The sequence below is a fragment of the Pseudooceanicola sp. HF7 genome, assembly GCF_011806405.1.
Taxonomy (GTDB): Bacteria; Pseudomonadota; Alphaproteobacteria; order Rhodobacterales; family Rhodobacteraceae; genus Pseudooceanicola.
Map to the genome: position 1 here is coordinate 1 of NZ_JAATOW010000053.1, position 21,949 is coordinate 21,949.

Genomic DNA, 21,949 nt, shown 5'->3' on the forward strand with positions numbered 1-21,949 from the left:
CCAAGCCCGATCAGCACCTCTGCCGGATCATCCGTGTAGCCCTGGAAGTTGCGCCGCAGCCGCCCGGCCTTCTGCGCCACCTCCAGCCCGTCGCCCTTCAGCGCGAAATGGTCGATGCCGATCTCGGCGTAGCCATCCCAGCGGAACAGCTCGCGCGCGGTCTCGAACAGCGCCAGCCGTTCCGCCGGCGTGGGCAATTCGTCAGAGGGCAGCATGGACTGCCGCCGCGCCATCCAGGGCACATGGGCATAGCCGTAAAGCGCCACCCGGTCGGGCGAGAGGCTCAGCAGCTTCTGCACGCTCTCCGTGATCCGCGCCGGGGTCTGGTAGGGCAGGCCGAACAGGATGTCGGTGTTCAGGCTGTGCACCCCGTGCTCGCGAATCGCCAGGACCATGTCCCGGGTCAGCTCGAAGCTCTGTTCGCGCCCGATGGAGCGCTGGATCTCGGGATCGAAATCCTGCACCCCGACAGAGGCCCGGTTCATCCCCGCCCGGGCCAGCACGGCCAGCCGCGCGGCGTCGATCTCGTTGGGATCGATCTCGACCGAGAACTCGGCCCCCTCGGCCATGGGCACGACCTCTTCGATGGCCCCGGCCAGGGTTTCCATCATGCCCGCACCCAGCAAAGTGGGCGTCCCGCCACCCCAGTGCAGCCGCGACAGGCGCACGCCCCGGGGCAGGTGCGCCCGCAGCAATTTCAGCTCGTCCAGCAGGGTCTCCAGGTAGGCGGCAACCGGCGCATCGCTCTGCGTTCCCTGGGTCCTGCAGGCGCAGAACCAGCAGAGTTTCCGGCAGAAGGGCACATGGACGTAGAGAGAGATTTTTGCAGTCTCTCCAATGGCTTCCATCCAGGCAGCATGTTGCGACGGGCTCACGGAGCCGGTGAAATGCGGGGCCGTGGGGTAACTGGTGTAACGCGGTACCTTTGCGTCAAACAGACCCAGCCGTTCAAGTTGCGTTTTCTTGACCATGCCGATAGGCTTGACCGGACCGCGCGACGTCGTCCTTGACCCAGATCAACAACCTAGCTCAGAGGGGCCATGCTTCAGCCTGACCTCAGCCTTGCGCCGCATGATTGCAGCGACTGCCCGATCCGCCACCGTGCCGTCTGTGCCCGGTGTGATGCGGATGAATTGGCCGTGCTGGAAGGCATCAAGTATTACCGCAGCTACGAGGCCGGGCAGACCGTGATCTGGTCTGGGGATCGGATGGATTTCGTCGGCTCCGTCGTTTCCGGCATCGCCACGCTGACCCAAACCATGGAAGACGGGCGCACCCAGATGGTGGGCCTGCTGCTGCCGTCGGATTTCGTCGGCCGTCCGGGCCGGGACGGGGCCGCTTACAACGTGGTCGCCACCTCTGACCTGGTGATGTGCTGCTTCCGCAAGAAACCCTTCGAGAAGCTGATGGAAACCACGCCGCATATCGGCCAGCGCCTGCTGCAGATGACGCTGGATGAGCTGGATGCGGCGCGCGAATGGATGCTGGTACTGGGCCGCAAGACCGCGCGGGAAAAGATCGCCTCTCTCATGGTGATCATCCTGCGCCGCGAAGCCACGCTGAACATGAAAGAGCCCAGCGGCTGCCTGACCTTTGACCTGCCGCTGACCCGCGAAGCCATGGCCGATTACCTTGGCCTCACGCTGGAAACCGTCAGCCGCCAGATCTCTGCCCTGAAACGGGAAGAGGTGATCCTGCTGGAAGGCAAGCGCCACGTCACCGTGCCCGACTTCTCGCGCCTGCTGGAAGAGGCCGGGGATGACAGCGACGGCGGGATGCTGGCCTGAACTTTCGGGCCCGAACTTTCTAGCCTGCGCCGTCCCCGCCTTTCCCCAGATCAGATGACATCGGCCCCAAACCTTCGGGCAGGGGCCGCTTCCTGTTGGAAACGGCCCCTTTGATTTTCTCAGTCGATCAATGCGCCAGGAAGACCGGCAGCGTCGTGCCTTCCATCATGTTGCGGGTCGCCCCGCCCAGGATCGCCTGGCGGAAACGGGAATGGCCATAGGCCCCCATGACCACCATGTCCGCGCCCAGCTCCGTGGCGTGCCGCATGATCAGGTCGGAGATCCGCGGCAGGGTCTTGGCGATCACCTCGATCTCGGCAGAGACGCCGTGACGCGACAGCCAGCCGGCCAGCATCCCGCCGGGATCGGAGCGGTCCAGCCCATGGGCGGGTGGATCGATGACCACGATATGGACCTCTTCGGCGCTCTTCAGGATCGGCATGGCCTTGCGGATCGCGGCCAGGGCCTCCGGCGTTTCGTTCCAGGCCAGCAGCACCTTCTTCGGCGCGACCGGCGCCGGGGCGCCCTCGGGCAGCATGATGACCGGGGCGCGCCCGTCAAAAAGCGCGGCTTCCATCACCGGCTCAAGCTCCACGCCCTTGTTTTCGCCATAGGGCTTGGGCAGCAGCACCACGTCCGCGAATCGCGCCTGCCAGCCGATTCGACGGCCGATGTCGCCCAGCTGCGCCAGGTCGGATTCCGAGGACCACCGAATCGACTCCCCCGTCAGACGCTTGTCAGCGGCCGCCTGGATGTCCTTTGATTCGGCCACGGCCCGGTCAACCGCATCCTGCAGGATCGTTGCATCCGCGCCACCGTAGTAATAGCCGATCTGCGCCCGATCCACGCCCAGGCACAACACGTCGAGATGCGCATCGTGCTTTGATGCAAGCGCGATCGCCTGATCCAGCAAGCCATCCACGGCCTCTTTCGAGGTCAGGACGGTCATAATTGTTCTATAGGCCATGGCAGCCTCCTGCTTGGAATTCTGATAAGGTGACTCTACAAATTTTATTTTTTGATAACCTTGATCCTAATCAACTCGATTCCGTCAAGCTGTTGATACAGATCAAGGTAATTCTGCCCGGCGGGCGGCATTCAGCACGGCAAGGATCTTCGGCGATGCGGGATTCCTTCGCCCGCAGGACGAAAAAAAGGGACGCGAAATGAATAATGCAATCAAGCTCATCGCGCTGGCGGCGATCACGCTGTTTGCCGCGATCGCGGCGAATTACGCCCGCGATCTGGCCTATATGGTCAATGCCATCGTTGTGATGTTCGTCAGTGGCGGCCTCTTCATCTGGGTGCTTCGCCAAACAGATGACGAGCTGGTCGCGATCGACAAATCCGGCGCATACATGGACGACGTGGTGAAATACGGCGTCATCGCAACGGCTCTCTGGGGCGTTGTCGGCTTCCTCGTGGGGGTCTTCATCGCGTTCCAGCTGGCGTTTCCGGCGCTGAACTTCAACTGGGCAGAGGGGATGCTGAACTTCGGCCGCCTGCGCCCGCTGCACACCAGCGCCGTGATCTTCGCCTTCGGGGGCAACGCGCTGATCTGTACCTCTTTCTACATCGTCCAGCGGACCTCCGCGGCACGGCTCTGGGGCGGTAACCTCGCCTGGTTCGTCTTCTGGGGCTACAACCTGTTCATCGTGCTGGCCGCGCTCAGCTATGTTCTGGGCGGCTCGCAGTCCAAGGAATACGCGGAACCGGAATGGTACATCGACCTCTGGCTGACCGTCGTCTGGGTGGCCTACCTTGCGGTCTTCCTGGGCACGATCATCAAGCGGAAGGAACCCCACATCTACGTGGCGAACTGGTTCTTCCTGGCCTTCATCGTGACCGTGGCCATGCTGCACGTGGTCAACAACCTCTCGATCCCGGTCTCCATCTGGGGCGGCAAATCCGTGCAGCTCTTCGCGGGCGTGCAGGATGCTATGACCCAGTGGTGGTACGGCCACAACGCCGTGGGCTTCTTCCTGACCGCGGGCTTCCTGGGCATGATGTACTACTTCATCCCGAAACAGGCCGATCGTCCGGTCTATTCCTACAAGCTCTCGATCATCCACTTCTGGGCGCTGATCTTCCTCTACATCTGGGCCGGTCCGCACCACCTGCACTACACCGCGCTGCCTGACTGGGCCTCGACCCTTGGCATGGTGTTCTCGATCATCCTGTGGATGCCCAGCTGGGGCGGCATGATCAACGGCCTGATGACCCTCTCGGGGGCCTGGGACAAGCTGCGCACCGACCCGGTGCTGCGGATGATGGTGATCGCCGTCGGCTTCTACGGCATGGCCACTTTCGAAGGCCCGATGATGTCCATCCGCGCGGTCAACTCCCTGTCGCACTACACCGACTGGACGATCGGGCACGTGCACTCCGGTGCGCTTGGCTGGAACGGCATGATCACCTTCGGCGCGCTCTACTTCCTGGTGCCCAAGCTCTGGAACCGTGAGCGTCTCTACTCGCTCTCGCTGGTCAACTGGCACTTCTGGCTCGCCACGATCGGCATCGTTCTCTACGCCGCCTCGATGTGGGTCTCGGGTATCATGGAAGGCCTGATGTGGCGCGAAGTGGATGCCAACGGCTTCCTGGTGAACTCCTTCGCGGACACCGTGGCAGCGAAATTCCCGATGTATGTCACCCGTGGTCTTGGCGGCGTGATGTACCTGGCAGGCGGGGTCATCATGTGTGTGAACCTCTGGCTCACGGTCAAGGCGCAGCCTGCCGTGGAAACCGAGGCCGGCCTCGTGCCCGCGGAATAAGGAACAGGACCAATGGGAATTCTCGACAAACACAAGTTCCTCGAAAAGAACGCAACGCTCCTGCTGGCCTGCTCCTTTGCCGTGGTCACCATCGGTGGCATCGTGGAAATCGCGCCGCTCTTCTACCTCGAGAACACGATCGAGGAAGTGGAAGGCGTGCGCCCCTACTCTCCGCTGGAGCTGGCGGGGCGTGACATCTACATCCGCGAAGGCTGCTACGTCTGCCACAGCCAGATGATCCGCCCGATGCGCGACGAGGTGGAGCGCTACGGCCACTACTCGCTGGCGGCGGAATCCATGTACGACCACCCGTTCCAATGGGGGTCCAAGCGGATCGGGCCGGACCTGGCCCGGGTCGGCGGGCGCTACTCGGATGAATGGCACGTTGATCACCTGACGGATCCGCAATCCGTCGTGCCGGAATCGGTGATGCCGAAATACGGCTTCCTGCTGAACGCGCGCCTGGATGGCCGTCACGTGCAGGACCTGATGCAGACCCACCGGACCGTCGGCGTGCCCTACACCGACGAGATGATCGAGAACGGCCAGTCGGACTTCAACGTCCAGATCGACCCCTGGGGCGATATCGACGGGCTGCTTGAACGCTACCCCGGCGCCCAGGTCCGCAACTTCGACGGTGAGCCCGGCGTGTCCGAAATGGATGCCCTCGTGGCCTACCTGCAGATGCTGGGGACGCTCGTGGACTTCTCAACCTTCAACCCAGACGCAAGTCGCTGAGGAGGGCAAGATGGACACCTATTCCATATTCCGACAGTTCGCGGACAGCTGGATGCTGCTGGCGCTGTTCCTGTTCTTTCTCGGCGTGATCTTCTGGGTGTTCCGCCCGGGCAGCCGGAAGATCCACGAGGACACGGCCGGGATCCCCTTCCGTCATGAGAAGAGTCCCGCCGGGGCCGAAAAGAAAGCCAAGTCTGCCGGCAAGGCAGCCCTCACGGAAAAGGAAGCGTGAGATGAGCGACAATGACCTGAAAGACAAGTACGGCACCACCGGCCATTCCTGGGACGGGATCGAAGAGCTGAACACCCCGATGCCGCGCTGGTGGCTGTGGACCTTCTACATCACCATCATCTGGGGCATCGGCTATACCATCGCCTATCCCGCCTGGCCGCTGATCAGCAGCGCCACACCGGGCCTTCTGGGCTTTTCGACCCGCGCCCAGGTTCAGCAGGATATCGACACTGTGAACCAGGCCAATGCCGGCATCAACCAGCAGCTCACGGAAGTGCCGCTGACTGAGATCGCCGTCAACGCGGACCTGGATCAATACGCGATCTCCGCCGGTGGTGCGATCTTCAAGACCTGGTGCGCGCAGTGCCACGGCTCCGGTGCGGCCGGCGCGGTGGGCTATCCCAACCTGCTGGACGACAACTGGCTCTGGGGCGGCTCCATCGAGGAGATCCACTACACGATCAGCCACGGCATCCGGAACGAGGACGACCCGGACGCCCGCTACAGCCAGATGCCGGCCTTCGGGACCGACGACCTGCTTGAGAACGAACAGATCGACGCGGTGGTGAACTACGTCATGTCGCTCTCCGGTGAGCCTGAGAACCCGGAGCTGGTGGCAGAAGGCGCGACCGTCTTTGCCGACAACTGCGTGGCCTGCCACGGCGAAAACGCCACCGGCGACCGCGACCAGGGCGCGCCCAACCTGACGGATGCGATCTGGCTTTACGGGGGCAGCTACGATGCCATCCACGAAACGGTGGAGCGCGCGCGCTTCGGCGTCATGCCCGCCTGGCAGGGCCGTCTGAGCGAAGCCCAGATCCGCGCTGTCGCCACCTATGTGCACCAGCTCGGCGGCGGCGAATAACCGCCCCGCCTGACAGTCCCCCGCCCGGCTCGTCACCGGACGGGGTCGCACCGGACCGTTCGTCCTGTTCGCGCGTTTCCAGAACGGTCCGGTGCCCCTGCACCCAATATCCGGCCAGGCGCCGGGAAAAGGCAAGCCCCGCATGTATATTTGCATGCGGGGCTTCCTCGTTTCGGGGGGGCTGTCAGCGGGCAGGGGAGGCGGTGCTAGTCCCGGCGCAGACCCCGCGGCAAACGCTGCCACCAGCGGGCTTTCAACCGGCCTCGGGGCAGGGGGTCGCCCTCGGCCGGCGGACGGCCCTGCCAGCGGCTGTTCCGGCGGGCCCGCTCGGCCACAAGGTCAAGCGGTCTGAACAGGATCGGGTCCATGGCTCAGGCTCTCTCCTTGCCCGGGGCGCGCAGCCGGGGCAGGGGCTCGGGCCGGGAAACGGGGGCGGCGCGGCCTTTGGCGGCGCGGGTCGCGGTCATGAAGCTCTTGGCATAGATCGTCAGCATGTCGGGGCCTCCTTCGGCTCTCTGGTGTGTCTTCTGCCCTCAGGTCTACGCCCCTGGACCTGATCCCCCTATTCAGAAAGCCTTTCATCGCGTAAGTCTGTCTTACATGATTGACTGGATGGCCCTCCCGCCCCTGACCTCTCTCAGGGCACTTGCCACCTTGGCGCAGACCGGCTCCACGGTAGAAGCCGGCGCGCGGCTGAATGTAAGTCACGCTGCAATAAGTCAGCAAATCAAGGGGTTGGAGGCGCACCTCGGCCTGCCCCTGGTGAATCGCAGCGGGCGCAAGCTGGCCCTGACGGAAGAGGGGCGGCAGCTGGCGGACGCGATGATCTCCGGCATGTCCCAGGTGGAATCGATCATTGAGAAACTTACGGGACAGCGCGCCGACCGGCCCCTGACGATCTCCTGCACCCCGGCCTTCGCCACCTCTTTCCTGATGCCGCGACTCGCGGATTTCCAGCGCCGCTATCCCGGCGTCTCGCTGATGATCGACCCGACGCCCGTGCTGAAAGAGGTGGGGCCGGGCGGCGTGGACGTGGCCCTGCGCTATGGCTCCGGTGACTGGCCGGGGCTTCAGGCCGACCCGGTGATCCTGACCCGCATCGCCATCGTCGCGGCCCCCGGGCTTGTCCCCGGCGACGGCCCCGTCGATCCCGCCACGCTGGACGGCTACCCCTGGCTGCAGGAGCTCGGCACATCAGAGGCAAGCGATTTCCTGGCCTTCCATGGCCGCAAGCTGGACATGAGCAAGGGCGTGACCTCTCTGCCCGGCAACCTGATGGTGGATGCGGCCCGCGACGGGCGCGGCATCGGGGTCATCGCCCGCGCCTTCGTGGAGCCGGACCTGGCCGCCGGCCGCCTGCGCCTGCTTTACGAGGACGGGCGCAAGAAGGGCTATTTCCTGGTCACGCGGCCGGAAACCATGCGCCCCGTGGCGCGCGACTTTGCCCGCTGGATCCGGGCCCAGGTACGCGACCAGATGGACGGCGCCTGGGAAAAGCCCCCCGGCTAGGCCGCCTGACACACTGCCAAAAACCCCCTGCCGGCCACTCTCAGCCCATGGCCTCCTGCCCCCAAAGGCGCGCTTTGCGCGAGGGCCGCGGTATGGCTAAACTCCTGATTGCAAATGCCGTTCAAAAACATACGGCAACAATGTCGCATTTGATGCAGGTCAATGTTTAGGCACCCTGTCACTGCGAGAACACCCTCGGAACACCGATCACAAGCGAGTCGCCAAGTGTCTGTAACCGACGAAGACCCAAAGCTTTACGCTGCCAGAGAGCCCATTTTCCCCCGCCGTGTGACCGGACGTTTCCGATCCCTGAAGTGGGTGATCATGGCCGTGACCCTGGGCATCTACTACCTGACGCCCTGGATCCGCTGGGACCGGGGACCGAACCTGCCCGACCAGGCGGTTCTGGTGGACATGGCGAACCGCCGCTTCTTCTTCTTCTGGATCGAGATCTGGCCGCATGAGTTCTACTTCGTCGCCGGCCTGCTGGTCATGGCGGGGCTTGGGCTGTTCCTCTTCACCTCCGCCCTGGGGCGGGTCTGGTGCGGCTATACCTGCCCGCAGACCGTCTGGACGGACCTCTTCATCCTGGTGGAGCGCTGGATCGAAGGCGATCGCAACGCCCGCCTGCGCCTGCACCGGCAGAAGAAATGGGACTTCCGCAAGGCCCGCCTGCGGATGACCAAGTGGACGGTCTGGCTGCTGATCGGGCTGGCCACGGGTGGCGCCTGGGTCTTCTACTTTGCGGATGCGCCCACGCTGCTGCGCGACCTGGTGACGCTGAATGCCCACCCGGTGGCCTATACGACCATGGCCATCCTGACCTTCACCACCTTCCTGTTCGGCGGCTTTGCCCGCGAACAGATCTGCATCTATGCCTGCCCCTGGCCCCGTATCCAGGCGGCGATGATGGATGAGGACACGATCACGGTCGCCTACCGCGAATGGCGCGGTGAGCCGCGCGGCAAGCACCGCCGCCGGGCCAAGATGCAGGCCGCCACGGAGGCCGCCCATGTCGAACTGCGCGCGACCGGCGAAAAGACCGGCGGCACCAGCCCGCTGATTCCCATGCCGGGGATGCCCAGCGGGGTTGGCGGTGCCGTGCCGCAGAAGGAAACCCTGGGCGATTGCATCGATTGCAACGCTTGCGTCAACGTCTGCCCCATGGGGATCGACATCCGCGACGGCCAGCAGATGGCCTGCATCACCTGCGCGCTCTGCATCGACGCCTGCGACGACGTGATGGACAAGATCGGCAAGCCCCGCGGGCTGATCGACTACATGGCGCTGACCGATGAACAGGCCGAACGCGCCGGTGCCCAGCCGCGCCCGATCATCCGCCACATCCTGCGCCCGCGCACGATCCTTTATACCGTGCTCTGGACCGGGATCGGCCTGGCGCTGATCTTTGCGCTCTTCATCCGCCCGGACATCGACATGACCGTCGCCCCGGTGCGCAACCCCACCTTCATCACGCTGTCCGATGGCTCCATCCGCAACGTCTACGATGTGCGCCTGCGCAACAAGAACGGCGATGAACGGCCCTTCCTGCTGAGCGTCGCGGGCAACCCCTCTCTCACGGTCGAGGTCGAGGGCGCGCCGGATGCCACCGTTGACGTGCCCGCGGACTCTGCCAGACTGGCCCGTGTCTACGTGGTCGCGCCCGCTGACAGCGCCGCTGCCGCCTCTGAGCGTACGGAATTCCGCTTCTGGGTCGAGGACCTCGACAGCGGGGCCCGCGCCAGCAAGGATTCCGTCTTCAACGGGAGGGCCAATTGATGGCTGAGCTTCACGAACCCTATCCCGCCTCCGACCGTGGCTTTCGCCTCAAGGGGTGGCACGTGCTGGCCGGTTTCATCGCCGCCTTCTCCCTGATCATCGCGGTGAATGTCTTCATGGCGACCCAGGCCGTGCGCACCTTCCCGGGGCTGGAGGTGGAGAATTCCTACGTGGCCAGCCAGGAATTCGACACCCGCCGCGCCGCGCAGGAAGCGCTTGGCTGGGATGTCTGGGCCGATGAGCAGGACGGCTGGATCCACCTCAAGATCACCGGGGCGGATGGCCAGCCGGTGCGTGCGAAGGAACTGCACGCCATCGTCGGCCGGGCCACGATCGATGCCGCGGATGTGACCCCCGCCTTTGCCTGGAACGGGGAATTCTACGAAGCTCCGATCACGCTGGCGGACGGCAACTGGAACATCCGCATGACCGCCATCGCCGAGGACGGGACAGAGTTCCGCCAGCGCATCGTTCTGCACGTGATCCGCTGAGATGGGCCAGGCCGTTTCCATATCCGCCTGCCCGGCCTGCTCTGCCGCGCCCCTGGCGGAAGAGACGGCGCAACGCGCGCTCTCGGATGCGCAGATCACCCTGTCGTTGCCCGGCATTCACTGCGCCGCCTGCATGGACACGGTCGAACAGGCGCTGATGGGCCAGCCCGGCGTGCGCCAGGCGCGCGTCAACCTGACCCTGAAACGGGCCCAGGTGCAGGCCGAACCCGCCGTCACCGCCGCTGACCTGATCCCCGCCGTCCAGGCCGCGGGATACGAGGTGCATGAGCTGGACGCCGGCACCATCGCGGCCACCGCGACGGACCGCGCCGGGCGCGACCTGCTGATGCGGCTGGCCGTGGCGGGCTTTGCCTCCATGAACGTCATGCTGCTCTCGGTCTCCGTCTGGTCGGGGGCAGAGGACGCCACGCGCGACCTTTTCCACTGGATATCTGCCGCGATCACCCTGCCGGCCATCGGCTTCTGCGCTCAGCCCTTCTTCCGCAACGCCTTCTCGGCGCTGAAGGTCGGGCGGCTGAACATGGATGTGCCGATCAGCCTGGCGATCCTGCTGGCGCTGGTCACCTCGCTCTGGGAAACCATGCTCTCGGGGGAACACGCCTATTTCGATGCGGCGCTGACGCTGACCTTCTTCCTGCTGGCCGGGCGCTACCTGGATCACCGCACCCGCGCCGTGGCCCGCTCTGCCGCCGAGGAGCTGACCGCGCTGGAACTGCCCCGCGCCACGGTCCTGCGTGACGGGCAAGAGCAGCAGCTGCCCATATCAGAGGTCGTCCTGGGCGACCTGATCCTGGTCCGCCCCGGCGCGCGCAGCCCCGTGGACGGCGAGATCACCGAAGGCCATTCGGAACTGGACCGCTCCCTGCTGACCGGGGAAACCCTGCCGGTGCCCGCCGCGCCCGGCCAGCCCATCAGCGCCGGAGAGGTCAACCTGACCGGCCCGCTCACCCTGCGCGCCACTGCCGTGGGGCGCGACAGCTCCCTGCATCGCATGGCCGATCTGGTCGCCATCGCCGAAAGCGGGCGCAGCCGCTACACGCCGCTCGCCGATCGCGCGGCCAAGCTTTACGCCCCCGGCGTGCATATCCTGTCTGCCCTGGCCTTCCTGGGCTGGTTGGCCTGGACCGGCGATTTCCGCCTGGCGCTCAACATCGCCGCCGCCGTGCTGATCATCACCTGCCCCTGTGCCCTTGGCCTGGCCGTGCCCGCCGTCACCACCGCCGCCTCCGGCCGGCTCTTCCGGCGCGGGATGCTGATCAAGCATGAAACCGCGCTGGAGCGTCTCTCGGCCGTGGATACGGTCGTCTTCGACAAGACCGGCACGCTGACCGCCGGCACGCCGACGCCCGTGAACCTGGAGGCGCTGACAGAGGCAGACCGGGCGCTGGCCCTGGCGCTGGCCCATGGCTCTTCCCATCCGCTCTCCGTCGCCCTGACGGGGGCCATCTCGGGCGATGCCGCCCCGGTGACCGACCTGCGCGAAGTGCCCGGCTTCGGCACAGAGGCGCAGCTGAACGGGGAAACCGTGCGCCTGGGTCGTGCCGCCTGGCTGGGCGCAGAGCCGGGCGCGCAGACCGCCACCTGGCTGCAGCGCGGGCAGGGCACCCCGGTAGAGATCCGCTTTACCGACAGCCTGCGCCCCGGCGCCGCCCAGGCCGTGGCCGACCTCAAGGCCCAGGGCATCCGCGTGCTGCTCCTGTCCGGGGACAGTGCAGGGGCCGTGGGCGACCTGGCCCGCACCCTTGGCATCGACGAATGGCAGGCCGGCGCGCTTCCCGGCGACAAGGCCGCCCGCATCGCCGCGCTGCAGGAACAGGGGCACAGCGTGCTCATGGTGGGTGACGGGCTGAACGACACCGCTGCGCTGACATCCGCCGATGTCAGCATTTCCCCGGCCTCCGCGCTGGATGCTGCGCGGGTTGCCTCCGATATCGTGCTCCTGGGAGGCGATCTGACGCCCATTCCGGGCGCGCTGACGACCGCCTCTCGCGCCACCCGCCGGATTCGTGAGAACTTCCGCATTGCGACGCTCTACAACGTGATCGCCGTACCGTTGGCCGTGGCAGGGCTGTGTTCGCCCCTGATCGCCGCGCTGGCCATGTCCGCCAGCTCGGTCACCGTGTCGCTCAACGCCCTGCGGCTGAGGTAGCAACCATGGAAGTCATCATCTGGCTGATCCCCATTTCGCTTTTCCTGGGCGGACTCGGGCTTATTGCCTTCATCTGGAGCGTGCGCACCAACCAGTACGACGACCCGCAAGGCAACTCGCAGCGCATCCTCTCCGATCAATGGGACGAGCACCCCAAGCCCTGAGGGTTCCGCAGGCCCGCCGCGCCGCCCGTGCCGCGCGTAGGGTGCGTTAAACGCACTATCCCCGCTCCCCACCTGCACTCCGGCCCCCAGCCTGGCGCACCCATACCCCGGCCCTGCGCCCGCGCACCCGCGGCCTCACGCTCCACAACACAGCACGACAAAAGAAAACGCCCGGCAGGATCTCTCCGCCGGGCGTTTTCGCGTGTCTGTCAGCTGGGGCTCAGGTGCCCGGATGCAGCATGAAGCAGGTCTGGCTGCGCGCCACCATCCGCTGGCAGGTGCGGTCGGCCTCGTCCCGGGTCAGCCCGGTAAAGGTCGCGTCCCAGCCGCGCGGGCTCTGGCGCACTTCGCGGCCTGCGCCGTTCAGCGTCTCGATCTCGGCCAGGGCGGTGGTCAGCATGGCCCGTTCCGCCAGCCCCTTGGTGTTGAAGCGGCCCACGTTGACGGACCAGTTGGCCTCTCCGGCGCTGGTCAGCCGGGTCACAACTGCCGCGCCGCCCGCATCGGCAGAGGCCGTGGTGGTCTCGGCCCCCGGTGCGGCGGCGGGGAACTGCGTCAGCAGGTTGGACGGGCGCGCGCGAGGCTTGACCCGGGGCTGCAGGGCCGCGCTGCGGACCGGGGCCGCCTCGGGCTCCGGCGCGGCGGGCACGATCGCGGCATCCACGGTGGTTTCGATCGCGGCGGGCACCGGCTGCGGCTCAAGCGCGGCCACCTGGCGGGCCAGGATCTCTGCCGGGCTGGGCTCGCTGCCCTGGTCGCCTTCCTCGATGATCTCCGGCGGGGTCACGACGGGGGCTGCGGCCACCTGCACGGCTTCCGGGATCTGGGGCAGGGGGCGGGCCACGGGGCGCAGGCTGGCGGCCACGGCACGCACGCGGTTGTTCTCACGTCCCGACATCAGCAGCGGATCGACCGGCGCGTAGCTCGGCTTGCGCGGCCTCTGGACGGTGACGTTCTTTTCCGCGCGCGAGAAGCCCATGTTCAGCAGTTCCGCCATGCGCTGGTTGCGCCAGGGGGTGGAGCTGCCGCCGAAAACGGCCGCGATGATGCGCACGTTGCCCCGCTGGGCAGAGCCCACCAGGTTGAAGCCCGCGGCGCGGGTGTAGCCGGTCTTGATCCCGTCGGCGCCGCGATAGGCGCGCAGGAACTTGCGGTTGGTGTTGTAGAGCGTCCGCCCCGGCACATCGGTCGTCACCCGGCCGAACAGGTTGTAGTAATCGGGGTAGTCATAGAACAAGTGGCGGCCCAGGTTGGCCATGTCCCGCGCGGTGGACAGGTGGCCGCTGGTGGTCAGGCCATGCATGTTCCGGAAGGTGGAGTTGGTCATGCCAAGCGCCTTGGCGGTGCGGTTCATCCGGGCGGCAAAGGCGCTTTCGGACCCTTCGATCGCCTCGCCGATGGCGGTGGCGGCGTCATTGGCCGATTTCACCGCCGCGGCGCGGATCAGGTAGCGCAGCTTGATGCGCTGCCCTTCGCGCAGGCCCAGCTTGGACGGCGGCTCTGCCGCGGCATTGCGCGACACCTTCACCAGCGTATCAAGCGAGATTTCCCCTTTCTCCACCGCTTCGAAGGCGATGTAGAGCGTCAGCATCTTGGTCAGCGACGCGGGGTGCAGCCGGGTATCGGCGTTTCGGGAATGCAGGACCTCTCCGGTGCGGGCATCCAGGACGATGGCGGCATAGGGCGCTGCCCGCGCCGTGCCGGCCTGGATGGCGACGGACAAGAAGACCGCGCAGAGAATTGCAATGGATGTAGAGAATAGCCCCCGGAGGGAGGGCCGGACCTGCCACTTCGTCACGTCGCTCACCTATATGCCTCATGCCGCGTTCAGGACGCCGCTCTGCCATTCCGCCGCCGGTTATCCGACTGACGATGTTATGACGAAAATGGTACCACAGGGCCTTTTGGTGGCAAACCCCTTTGTTTTTAGGGGTTTGTCAATGGAACTTAACCCGCGCAATATGTGGTGACATGTGGTTGCCGACCTACAAGAAATGCCTCTTAAACGTGTCAAATTTTCCACAGTTTTTGATGAAAACAAGGGCTTTCTGGATTGTGAACCGATGTGAGCTAGGGGTCTGCGATGCTCTCGGCTGTTCCTGGCCGACGAAATGCTTACCCCGCTTGAGCGTGGCCGAGTCTCAGCCGATCTCCTCCAGCAGTGCCGGCAGCGGCGCAAGAGAGGCCAGCGAGCGGAAGCGCGCGGCCTGGTCGGGATGCGCGGGGGGCTCTGCATGTTCCAGCGCCCAGTTGTCCTCATGCGGGACGAAAACGCCCCAGCCTCCTGCCTCGATCACCGGCAGGACATCGGATTTCATCGAATTGCCCGCCATCAGCGCCCGCTCGGCGCCATCGCCGTGGCGCGCGAAGATATCGGCATAGACCGCCGCCGTCTTGTCAGAGACGATCTCGATTCCGTCGAACAGCTCTCCCAGCCCCGATTGCGCCAGCTTGCGCTCCTGGTCCAGCAGGTCGCCCTTGGTGATCAGCACCACGCGGTGGGTGGCGGCGGCGGCCTCTACCGCGGCGCGGGCCTCGGGCAGCAGCTCGATGGGGTGGCGCAGCATCTCGCGCCCGGCGGCGATGAGCTGGGCGATGGTTGCGGCAGGCACGCGCTCCTCCGTCACCTCAATCGCGGTCTCGATCATCGACAGGACGAATCCCTTGATGCCGAAGCCGTAGTGCCCCAGGTTGCGCCGCTCAGCCTCCAGCAGCCTTTCGTGCAGGTGATCGGCATCTGCATAATCGCGCAGCAGATCGGTGAACTGCGCCTGGGTGTTGCGGAAAAAGACCTCGTTATGCCAGAGCGTGTCATCCGCATCGAAACCGATTGTTGTCACATTTTGTGTCATTTACGGGTAACCTTGGTGTCCAGATCCCTTACAATCGGGGGCAGGGGCGCTATATAGACGCCTGATTCACGCACCAGAAATGCCCCATAGGGGCGGATGAGCGCAATGACGAAGCAGCAGCCCGTAACAATGGCAGACCGCAACGACGATGACGGCGACAGCAATGTCGTCCTGGAAACGCGCACCCGCACCAAGCGGCCGCCGCTCTACAAGGTATTGCTGCTGAACGATGATTACACGCCGATGGAATTCGTCGTGCTGATCCTTGAGCAGTTCTTCCACATGAACCACGCCCAGGCGTTCGAGATCATGTTGACCGTTCACAAGAAGGGCGTTGCCGTCGTGGGGGTCTTTTCCCACGAGATCGCGGAGACGAAGGTGGCGCAGGTGATGGATTTCGCCCGCAAGCACCAGCATCCGCTGCAATGCACCATGGAAAAGGAATAGGGACCGGCCATGACCGGAACCCGCCTTGCGCTTGCCCTTGAAGAGGGCGGGCTGTCACTGGCCGATGGCCCCGTCGCCGTCCTCGCCCCCCGTGAGGGCACGGACCTGAGCGCCCTGCCGAAAGACCGTCTGCGGATCGTCACCGGCTTTCACCCCGATCATGCCGCCTTCCGCGACGCGGGCTATGCCTGTGCGCTTGGTCCCGATTGCGCGCTCAAGGCCGATGGCCGCTTTGCCGCCGTGCTGGTCTGCCTGCCGCGGGCCAAGGCCCTGGCGCGGGCGCTGATCGCCGCGGCGCGCGGCATGACCGATGGCCCGGTCATCGTCGACGGGCAAAAGGAAGACGGCGTCGATTCCCTGCTCAAGGACTGCCGCCGCCGCGCCAGCGTCGAGGGGCCGATCAACAAGGCCCATGGCAAGCTCTTCTGGTTCACCGATGGCGATTTCGCCGATTGGGCGGAAGGCCCCGCGCGTGAGGCCACGCCCGGCTTCATCACCCGCCCCGGCGTCTTTTCCGCCGATGGCGTCGACCCGGCCTCTGCCCTGCTGGCCGAGGTGCTGCCGCCGCTGAAGGGCCGCGTGGCGGACCTGGGCGCGGGCTGGGGGTGGCTCGCGGCGCAGGTGCTGCGCCAACCCGGCGTCACCGCGCTGGACCTGGTCGAAGCCGACCATGGCGCGCTGGACTGTGCGCGCCGCAACATCACCGACGAACGCGCGCGCTTCCACTGGGATGACGCGCGGCGCTGGCAGCCAGAGGTCAAGCTGGACGCGGTGGTGATGAACCCGCCCTTCCACACCGCGCGCAGCCAGGATCCCGAACTGGGCCGCGCCTTCATCCGCGCCGCCTCCGCGATGCTGCGCCCGCAGGGCCAGCTTTTCATGGTGGCCAATGCCCACCTTGGCTACGAAGGCGTGCTGGACGAAGGCTTCGCCTCGGTCGAGGCCCTGGGCGGCACCCGCAGCTTCAAGCTGTTCCGTGCCAGCAGCGCCCGTGGCACCAACCCCCGTCAGGGGGGCAGACCGCGCCCGGGCTCCGGTCCGAAACGCAAGGGGAGAAAGACATGAGCTTTTCCATCGCCGGCAAAACCGCCATCGTGACCGGGGCGGCCAATGGCATCGGCCTCGCCATCGGGCGGCTCTTTGCGAACAAGGGGGCGAACGTCATGTTCGCCGACATGGACGAAGACCGCCTGCGCGAAGAGCTGGGCGCGGCGGCGGACGAAGGCAACATCCGCTACTTTGCCGGCGACCTGCGGGAAAAGCTGACCATCGCCAACCTGCTCTCTGCCACCATCGACGCCTTTGACGAGGTCGACATCCTGGTCAATGCCTCGCGCCAGATGGTCGTCTCCGATCCGCTGAATCCCGATGACGACGCGATGGAATCGCTGCTGCAACAGAACCTGATCACCGCGCTGCGCGTCAGCCAGACGGTCGCCAAGCGTATGATCAAGCAATCCGAGGGCAAGGAAGAGGGCCAGGCAGGCGCCATCGTGAACCTGTCGTCGATCGCCGCGCGCCGGACCCACCCGGACCTGATGGCCTATTCGGTCTCCACCGCCGCGCTGGACCAGATGACCCGCAGCCTTGCCGTGGCCCTGGCCCCGCATCGCATCCGGGTGAACGCCATCGCCTTCGGCTCCGTCATGTCCTCCTCGCTCAAGGAAACGCTGCGCGACAACAGCGACTTCCGCGAAGATATCGAGGATCACACCCCCCTCAGCCGCATCGCCCCGCCCAGTGAACTGGCCGAGGCCGTGCAATACCTGGTCTGCGATGCCTCCAGCTTCATGACCGGGCAGATCATGACCGTGGACGGCGGGCGCACCCTGCTGGACCCGGTGGCGGCCCCGGCGCACTGATCGCCCGATGCCTGAAGCGTGGCGTCCGTCGTAGGGGAAGGGGAGGGGCCAGCCCCTCTTGAGCCCGTGCCGGGCCCAATTCACCCCGAAGTATTTCCGGCCAGATGAAGGAGCGGATCCATGTCCCAGATATCTTCCCAGGAGATGGTGGAGGAAAAGCAGCAGGCAAGCGGCTGGTTCCGGGCGTTGCGTGACCAGATCGTGGCGGCTTTCGAAGGGCTGGAGGATGCGCAGGCCGAGGGGCCGCTTTCGGAGATGGCACCGGGCCGCTTCGAGGTGACAGAGACCCGGCGCGCCTCCGAGGATGGCTCTGACGCGGGGGGCGGGCTGATGTCCGTCATGCGCGGCGGGCGGGTCTTTGAAAAGGTCGGCGTGAATATCTCCACCGTCTACGGTGAGCTGGGCGCGCGCGCCCAGGCGGCCATGGCCGCGCGCAAGGGCCTGCCCGGCATGGCAGAGGATCCGCGCTTCTGGGCCAGCGGCATCAGCCTGGTCGCGCATATGCAGAACCCCCACTGCCCGGCGGTCCACATGAACACCCGGATGTTCTGGACCCCCCATGGCTGGTGGTTCGGCGGCGGGTCAGACCTGAACCCCTGCCTGGAATATGCCGAGGACACGGCGCATTTCCATTCCGTCCAGAAGACCCATTGCGACCGCCACGATCCGGAGTTCTATCCCCGCTTCAAGGCATGGGCAGATGAATACTTCTACATACCGCACCGCCACCGCGCGCGCGGGGTGGGCGGGATCTTCCTGGACGACCATTGCTCGGGCGACTGGGCGACGGACTTCGCCTTTATCCAGGATGTCGGCCGCGCCTTCCTGCCGGCCTTCGTGCCGCTGATCGACAAGCGCCGCCAGATGCCCTGGGGCGCGCCCGAGAAAGACGCGCAGCTGGTGCACCGCGGGCTCTATGCCGAATACAACCTGGTCTATGACCGGGGCACCAAGTTCGGGCTTGAGACCGGCCATGATGCCAATGCGGTGCTCATGTCCCTGCCGCCGCTGGCGAAGTGGATCTGACCAAAAGGCTGCGGTTGCGGCATTGCTGCCGCGCCCGGCCCTGAAAGCGCGGCGCGCGGTTCCTTCCCCCCCTTGCCTGCACTAGGGTGGGGGCAATCTGGGGGATTGTGATGACGCTTGGTGAGATCTGGCACGTTTGCAAGGGCATGATGGCCCGCTTCGCCACGTTGAACATGGGGCTGATCGCCGCCGGCGTGGCCTTCTATTCCATGCTGGCGCTGTTCCCGGCCATGGCCGCGCTGGTCGCGCTCTGGGGCATGGTGGCCGATCCGCAGGTCGTCCTGGAAGAGCTTCAGCTGGTCGATGACATCATCCCGACCGAGATCTACTCGATTGTCGAAAACCAGGTGGTCTCTCTGACCAGTTCCAGCGGCAGCACCCTGGGCTGGGCCGGCGCGCTGTCGCTGCTGCTGGCGATCTGGTCGGCGCGCTCGGGCGTGGCGGCGCTGATCCTGGGGCTGAACGCGATCCACGGCGAAAGCAACCGCACCTCCCTGCGCCACTACCTGACGGCCATCGTGCTGACCGTGGCGCTGATCGGCGTGGGCATCGTCACCCTGGCCTCCGTGGTGGTCGTGCCGGTGGTGGTGGCCTTCGTGCCGCTGGGCACCTTCGCCTCCATCCTGGTGGAGGTCTCCCGCTGGGCGGCGGCCATCGCCGCCATCATGGTGGGCCTCAGCCTGGTCTACCGCTACGGGCCCAACAACCGCGGCGAACGCCTGGGCTGGCTCACGCCGGGCGCCGGGCTGGTGGTGGTGCTCTGGGCGGCGGGATCCTTCGGCTTCGGCATCTACCTGTCCAACTTCGCCAATTACAACGAGGTCTACGGATCGCTCGGCGCGGCGGTGGCGATGCTCTTCTGGCTCTATATCTCGGCCTTCCTGGTGCTGCTGGGCGCGGTGCTCAACATCCAGCTGCGCGAAGACCGCCAGCGCTCCGAGGGGGTCTCGGCCCACTCCGACGATTCCCCCGAAGACGACGCAGAAGCGGTGCCGGCCGAAAGCGCACTTTCCGAACCCCACTCGCAGGCGGATGGGGCCTCTGTGCCCGAAGCAGAACCGGAGGATGAGACTCCGCCGGAACTGCGCGCCTAGGGCAGGAAGCGGGGCCTCAGGCCCCGCCGCGAACGGCTTCGATCATCCGCAGGACGTTCTCGGGATCCGCGTCCGGCGTGATCCCGTGGCCCAGGTTGAAGATATGCGGCCCGCCGGAAAAGGCCTTCACGATGCGCTTGGTCTCAGCCACCAGCGCCTCGCCGCCGGTGACCATGTGGCCCGGCGCCAGGTTGCCCTGCACGCAGCCATCGACCTGGACATTGGCGGCGGCCCAATCGGCATCCACGGAATTGTCCAGCGCCACGCAATCCGCGCCCGTCGCCTTGGCAAAGCCCACGTAACGATCGCCCGCCTCGCGCGGGAACAGGATCACCGGCAGGCCGGGGTGGCGCGCCTTGAGCTCCGTCGTGATCCGCTTGAGCGGCTCCAGCGAATAGCGATCGAAATCCGCGCCCTTCAGCGACCCGGCCCAGCTGTCGAACAGCTTGACCACTTCCGCCCCGGCCTTCACCTGGGCGGACAGATATTCAATCGTGCCTTCCGTCAGCAGGTCGATCAGCTTGCCGAAGGCAACCGGATCCTCGTCCTTGAGCTTGTGCGCCGGCGCCTGGTCCGGGGTGCCGCGACCGGCGACCATGTAGGTGGCCACGGTCCAGGGCGCGCCGGCGAAACCGATCAGCGTGGTTTCCTGCGGCAGCTCGCGCTTGAGGATCTTCAGCGTCTCGTAGATCGGCGACAGGACCTCGTGCACATCGCTGGCAGGCTTCAGCCCGGCAACGCCCGCGGCATCGGTCACGGTGGACAGGCGCGGGCCCTCCCCGGTGACGAACCACAGGTCCGCCCCAAGCGCCTGGGGCAGCAGCAGGATATCGGCGAACAGGATCGCCGCGTCGAACCCATAGCGCCGGATCGGCTGCAGGGTAACCTCTGCCGCCAGCTCCGGGTTGTAGCAAAGCGACAGGAAATCCCCGGCCTGCGCGCGGGTGGCCTTGTATTCCGGCAGGTAGCGGCCCGCCTGGCGCATCATCCAGATCGGCGGCACCGGAAGGGTTTCCCCGGCCAGCGCTCTCAGGATCGTCTTTTCCGTCATCTCTGCCTCCGTTTTCCGGGACTCTGGTCGCGTCCCGCCCGGTGAATGTCAAGCCGAGGGCGGCCGGAGCGGCCGGCACGGTGCAATTGTCGCGGCGGGGACCGGCCTGGCCGGCGGACGCGCGCCGCCCCCATCGAGGGGGCGCCACCCGTCGGGGGCACGCCCCCTGGCACCCAGGCCATCGCGTGCACAGATGCGCCCCCGCCGCATGCGCTCCAAACCGGGGGTTATGAGGAAAACTCAGAACCCCCGGTTTCCGGCCTCTTTCAGGTGCGCTGGTGCACATAACAGATCCTTACACCGCCGTGCGCTGCGCACCGACGTAATACCGACGTGATACCGACACGATACAGACGCGGCACCGACGCGGCGAAAGCGCCGGTTTGCGCCCTGCGCCAGCGCACAATGTCGCCCCCCTGCGCCCTTGCCTCGGGGCGCCGGCGCCACTATCCCTCTTGCCATGACCCAGACCCTTCCCAGCCCCGCGCACCCCCTCAAGATCGGCACCCGAGGCTCTCCCCTGGCGCTTGCCCAGGCCCATGAGACCCGTGACCGCATCGCCGCCGCCTTCGACCTGCCGCAAGAGGCCTTCGAGGTGGTCGTGATCTCTGTTGCCGGGGACCGGATCCAGGACAAGGCGCTGCGCGAAGTCGGCGGCAAGGGCCTGTTCACCCGTGAGATCGAGCTGGCCTTGCAGGATGGCAGCATCGACATCGCGGTGCATTCGATGAAGGACATGCCGGTCGACCAGCCAGAGGGTCTGACGCTGGAATGCTACCTGCCGCGCGAAGATGTGCGCGACGGTTTCGTGTCGCGTCGCTACACCAGCCTGTCAGAGGTGCCCCAGGGCGCGACCATGGGCACCTCTTCCCTGCGTCGCCGTGCCCAGCTGCTGGTGCGCCGCCCGGACCTGAACGTGGTGGAATTCCGCGGCAACGTGCAGACCCGCCTGCGCAAGCTGGACGAAGGCGTGGCAGAGGCCACCTTCCTGGCCATGGCTGGCCTGAACCGCCTTGGCATGGCCGAAGTGGCCACCGGCCTGTCCCCGGACGAGATGCTGCCAGCGGTGGCCCAGGGCGCCATCGGCATCGAACGCCGCTTCGACGACATG

General features: G+C 66.1%; 22 protein-coding genes. 16 read left to right on the plus strand and 6 right to left on the minus strand.

The features are described 5' to 3' along the window. Positions 1 to 971: radical SAM protein (locus HCZ97_RS19440; RefSeq protein ID WP_167690771.1), on the minus strand; the 971-nt coding region annotated here is incomplete at its 3' end. 69 nt (positions 972 to 1,040) lie between these two features. Between HCZ97_RS19440 and fnrL the strand changes: the two genes are divergently transcribed. Beyond that, complete coding sequence (gene fnrL / locus HCZ97_RS19445; protein WP_167690772.1) at positions 1,041 to 1,787, plus strand: transcriptional regulator FnrL; 747 nt, start codon at positions 1,041 to 1,043, stop codon at positions 1,785 to 1,787. Between the two features lie 127 nt (positions 1,788 to 1,914). Here the strand turns inward: fnrL and HCZ97_RS19450 are convergent, their stop codons facing one another. Then, a complete protein-coding gene (locus HCZ97_RS19450) occupies positions 1,915 to 2,754 on the minus strand; it encodes a universal stress protein (protein ID WP_167690773.1) in 840 nt (279 codons plus the stop codon). A gap of 199 nt (positions 2,755 to 2,953) precedes the next feature. Here HCZ97_RS19450 and ccoN point away from each other — a divergent pair, with 199 nt between their 5' ends. From ccoN to ccoP, 4 genes are read left to right on the plus strand one after another with little or no spacing between them, the layout of a single operon-like run. Further along, entirely contained in the window at positions 2,954 to 4,558 is a 1,605-nt protein-coding gene (gene ccoN, locus HCZ97_RS19455) for a cytochrome-c oxidase, cbb3-type subunit I (RefSeq protein WP_167690774.1), read from the plus strand. A gap of 12 nt (positions 4,559 to 4,570) precedes the next feature. Next, the gene (ccoO, locus tag HCZ97_RS19460) at positions 4,571 to 5,296 is read left to right on the plus strand and encodes a cytochrome-c oxidase, cbb3-type subunit II (protein ID WP_167690775.1); all 726 of its coding nucleotides are present in this window, start codon (positions 4,571 to 4,573) and stop codon (positions 5,294 to 5,296) included. 10 nt (positions 5,297 to 5,306) lie between these two features. After that, entirely contained in the window at positions 5,307 to 5,528 is a 222-nt protein-coding gene (locus tag HCZ97_RS19465; RefSeq protein ID WP_167690776.1) for a cbb3-type cytochrome c oxidase subunit 3, read from the plus strand. A 1-nt stretch (position 5,529) separates the two neighbouring features. Further along, positions 5,530 to 6,393: a cytochrome-c oxidase, cbb3-type subunit III gene (gene ccoP, locus HCZ97_RS19470; RefSeq protein ID WP_167690777.1), complete on the plus strand. Its 864-nt coding sequence runs from the start codon at positions 5,530 to 5,532 to the stop codon at positions 6,391 to 6,393. Positions 6,394 to 6,764: 371 nt separating this feature from the next. Here ccoP and HCZ97_RS20770 read toward each other — a convergent pair whose 3' ends face one another. Then, complete coding sequence (locus HCZ97_RS20770) at positions 6,765 to 6,887, minus strand: hypothetical protein (RefSeq protein WP_303048733.1); 123 nt, start codon at positions 6,885 to 6,887, stop codon at positions 6,765 to 6,767. 106 nt (positions 6,888 to 6,993) lie between these two features. Here HCZ97_RS20770 and HCZ97_RS19475 point away from each other — a divergent pair, with 106 nt between their 5' ends. The 5 genes from HCZ97_RS19475 (at position 6,994) to ccoS (ending at position 12,506) form a co-directional block, all read left to right on the plus strand. Then, positions 6,994 to 7,902 (plus strand): LysR family transcriptional regulator, encoded by a 909-nt coding sequence (locus HCZ97_RS19475; RefSeq protein ID WP_167690778.1) that lies wholly within the window; start codon positions 6,994 to 6,996, stop codon positions 7,900 to 7,902. 225 nt (positions 7,903 to 8,127) lie between these two features. Further along, complete coding sequence (ccoG, locus tag HCZ97_RS19480) at positions 8,128 to 9,681, plus strand: cytochrome c oxidase accessory protein CcoG (protein WP_167690779.1); 1,554 nt, start codon at positions 8,128 to 8,130, stop codon at positions 9,679 to 9,681. Next, the gene (locus tag HCZ97_RS19485) at positions 9,681 to 10,172 is read left to right on the plus strand and encodes a FixH family protein (protein ID WP_167690780.1); all 492 of its coding nucleotides are present in this window, start codon (positions 9,681 to 9,683) and stop codon (positions 10,170 to 10,172) included. The genes ccoG and HCZ97_RS19485 overlap by 1 nt, the downstream gene beginning before the upstream one ends. A gap of 1 nt (position 10,173) precedes the next feature. Next, complete coding sequence (locus HCZ97_RS19490) at positions 10,174 to 12,342, plus strand: heavy metal translocating P-type ATPase (protein ID WP_167690781.1); 2,169 nt, start codon at positions 10,174 to 10,176, stop codon at positions 12,340 to 12,342. A gap of 5 nt (positions 12,343 to 12,347) precedes the next feature. Then, on the plus strand, positions 12,348 to 12,506 hold the full coding sequence (ccoS, locus tag HCZ97_RS19495; protein ID WP_167690782.1) for a cbb3-type cytochrome oxidase assembly protein CcoS: 159 nt from the start codon (positions 12,348 to 12,350) through the stop codon (positions 12,504 to 12,506). Between the two features lie 220 nt (positions 12,507 to 12,726). Here the strand turns inward: ccoS and HCZ97_RS19500 are convergent, their stop codons facing one another. Then, positions 12,727 to 14,229 carry a D-alanyl-D-alanine carboxypeptidase family protein gene (locus HCZ97_RS19500; protein WP_175581790.1) on the minus strand — a complete coding sequence of 501 codons (1,503 nt, stop codon included), beginning with the start codon at positions 14,227 to 14,229 and terminating at the stop codon, positions 12,727 to 12,729. Between the two features lie 418 nt (positions 14,230 to 14,647). Beyond that, positions 14,648 to 15,358, minus strand: a complete 711-nt coding sequence (locus tag HCZ97_RS19505) for an HAD family hydrolase (RefSeq protein ID WP_167690783.1) — start codon at positions 15,356 to 15,358, stop codon at positions 14,648 to 14,650. Between the two features lie 105 nt (positions 15,359 to 15,463). On the opposite strand from HCZ97_RS19505, the gene clpS reads away from it, so the two are divergent. From clpS to HCZ97_RS19530, 5 genes are all read left to right on the plus strand, one after another. Further along, positions 15,464 to 15,805 (plus strand): ATP-dependent Clp protease adapter ClpS, encoded by a 342-nt coding sequence (clpS, locus tag HCZ97_RS19510; RefSeq protein ID WP_167690784.1) that lies wholly within the window; start codon positions 15,464 to 15,466, stop codon positions 15,803 to 15,805. A gap of 9 nt (positions 15,806 to 15,814) precedes the next feature. Further along, positions 15,815 to 16,870, plus strand: a complete 1,056-nt coding sequence (locus HCZ97_RS19515; protein WP_167690785.1) for a class I SAM-dependent methyltransferase — start codon at positions 15,815 to 15,817, stop codon at positions 16,868 to 16,870. Beyond that, positions 16,867 to 17,667, plus strand: a complete 801-nt coding sequence (locus HCZ97_RS19520) for an SDR family NAD(P)-dependent oxidoreductase (protein ID WP_167690786.1) — start codon at positions 16,867 to 16,869, stop codon at positions 17,665 to 17,667. Before HCZ97_RS19515 ends, HCZ97_RS19520 begins: the two co-directional genes overlap by 4 nt. A 120-nt stretch (positions 17,668 to 17,787) precedes the next feature. Then, positions 17,788 to 18,693: an oxygen-dependent coproporphyrinogen oxidase gene (gene hemF / locus HCZ97_RS19525; RefSeq protein WP_167690787.1), complete on the plus strand. Its 906-nt coding sequence runs from the start codon at positions 17,788 to 17,790 to the stop codon at positions 18,691 to 18,693. Between the two features lie 110 nt (positions 18,694 to 18,803). Then, positions 18,804 to 19,787, plus strand: a complete 984-nt coding sequence (locus HCZ97_RS19530; RefSeq protein ID WP_167690788.1) for a YihY/virulence factor BrkB family protein — start codon at positions 18,804 to 18,806, stop codon at positions 19,785 to 19,787. Between the two features lie 16 nt (positions 19,788 to 19,803). On the opposite strand, the gene hemE is transcribed toward HCZ97_RS19530, so the two are convergent. After that, on the minus strand, positions 19,804 to 20,838 hold the full coding sequence (hemE, locus tag HCZ97_RS19535) for a uroporphyrinogen decarboxylase (RefSeq protein WP_167690789.1): 1,035 nt from the start codon (positions 20,836 to 20,838) through the stop codon (positions 19,804 to 19,806). Positions 20,839 to 21,298: 460 nt separating this feature from the next. On the opposite strand from hemE, the gene hemC reads away from it, so the two are divergent. Next, positions 21,299 to 21,949: hydroxymethylbilane synthase (gene hemC / locus HCZ97_RS19540; RefSeq protein ID WP_167690790.1), on the plus strand; the 651-nt coding region annotated here is incomplete at its 3' end.

Bases quoted from the DNA above. Each gene is read 5' to 3' on its own strand.
- ccoN (WP_167690774.1), top strand. From the start codon at position 2,954: ATGAATAATGCAATCAAGCTCATCGCGCTGGCGGCGATCACGCTGTTT.
- clpS (WP_167690784.1), top strand. From the start codon at position 15,464: ATGACGAAGCAGCAGCCCGTAACAATGGCAGACCGCAACGACGATGAC.
- ccoS (WP_167690782.1), top strand. From the start codon at position 12,348: ATGGAAGTCATCATCTGGCTGATCCCCATTTCGCTTTTCCTGGGCGGA.
- hemE (WP_167690789.1), bottom strand. From the start codon at position 20,838: ATGACGGAAAAGACGATCCTGAGAGCGCTGGCCGGGGAAACCCTTCCG.
- HCZ97_RS19505 (WP_167690783.1), bottom strand. From the start codon at position 15,358: ATGACACAAAATGTGACAACAATCGGTTTCGATGCGGATGACACGCTC.
- HCZ97_RS19530 (WP_167690788.1), top strand. From the start codon at position 18,804: ATGACGCTTGGTGAGATCTGGCACGTTTGCAAGGGCATGATGGCCCGC.
- HCZ97_RS19515 (WP_167690785.1), top strand. From the start codon at position 15,815: ATGACCGGAACCCGCCTTGCGCTTGCCCTTGAAGAGGGCGGGCTGTCA.
- ccoP (WP_167690777.1), top strand. From the start codon at position 5,530: ATGAGCGACAATGACCTGAAAGACAAGTACGGCACCACCGGCCATTCC.
- HCZ97_RS19475 (WP_167690778.1), top strand. From the start codon at position 6,994: ATGATTGACTGGATGGCCCTCCCGCCCCTGACCTCTCTCAGGGCACTT.
- fnrL (WP_167690772.1), top strand. From the start codon at position 1,041: ATGCTTCAGCCTGACCTCAGCCTTGCGCCGCATGATTGCAGCGACTGC.
- HCZ97_RS19490 (WP_167690781.1), top strand. From the start codon at position 10,174: ATGGGCCAGGCCGTTTCCATATCCGCCTGCCCGGCCTGCTCTGCCGCG.
- ccoO (WP_167690775.1), top strand. From the start codon at position 4,571: ATGGGAATTCTCGACAAACACAAGTTCCTCGAAAAGAACGCAACGCTC.
- HCZ97_RS19485 (WP_167690780.1), top strand. From the start codon at position 9,681: ATGGCTGAGCTTCACGAACCCTATCCCGCCTCCGACCGTGGCTTTCGC.
- HCZ97_RS19520 (WP_167690786.1), top strand. From the start codon at position 16,867: ATGAGCTTTTCCATCGCCGGCAAAACCGCCATCGTGACCGGGGCGGCC.
- HCZ97_RS20770 (WP_303048733.1), bottom strand. From the start codon at position 6,887: ATGCTGACGATCTATGCCAAGAGCTTCATGACCGCGACCCGCGCCGCC.
- HCZ97_RS19450 (WP_167690773.1), bottom strand. From the start codon at position 2,754: ATGGCCTATAGAACAATTATGACCGTCCTGACCTCGAAAGAGGCCGTG.
- HCZ97_RS19465 (WP_167690776.1), top strand. From the start codon at position 5,307: ATGGACACCTATTCCATATTCCGACAGTTCGCGGACAGCTGGATGCTG.
- hemF (WP_167690787.1), top strand. From the start codon at position 17,788: ATGTCCCAGATATCTTCCCAGGAGATGGTGGAGGAAAAGCAGCAGGCA.